Source organism: Vibrio sp. 1078-1 (assembly GCF_033340475.1).
The window spans coordinates 1-510 of sequence record NZ_JAWOWM010000946.1; the positions used below are offsets into that span (position 1 = coordinate 1).

Annotated in this window: 1 protein-coding gene and 1 pseudogene; both read right to left on the reverse strand. The window is 48.2% G+C overall.

The window, feature by feature from the left end:
* Positions 1-98: pseudogene (locus tag R7190_RS31015) on the reverse strand (flagellar biosynthesis protein FlgP); the annotation flags it as partial.
* Positions 99-107: 9 nt separating this feature from the next.
* Positions 108-510: FlgO family outer membrane protein (locus R7190_RS31020; protein ID WP_318138359.1), on the reverse strand; the 403-nt coding region annotated here is incomplete at its 5' end.

Here is a 510-nt window from a genome sequence, read left to right on the forward strand (position 1 = left end):
TAACCTACCGCCACTAAAATTTCATCTTGGCGCATCTGTTGTAATGGCTGACATCCCACAAGCACCAAGGTGGCAATAATAAATAATAACTTCTTCATGGTTCTATCCTATGGGCGGAGAATCACAGTGTATGGCTGGCGAATGGTTGGGTCTGAACGAATCAACACGCCATCTTGGGTACGGATGCTATTTAGCGTATCCAAATCACGGCCGATTCGGTCTGCAGGCAAGAACCCTTGCGCTGTGGCAACCACAACACGGCTTTGCATACCAACAACGCGAGCATTAACCAATACGCCACCTTCTTGACGAAGCATGGTTCCCGTTAACACATACTGAATTTGCTGCTCTTGCGCCAGATCTTGCCAGTCACGGCTTAAGGCAAAGTCGCCTTGCTGCGTCACTTGGATAGATCCTGTCGTTTTAAAATCGACGACTTTAAAACCGCGACGTTGGAACTGATGGATAAACCCTTCAGATACAGAGTTGCCCAACCAGTTGGTCGCATCC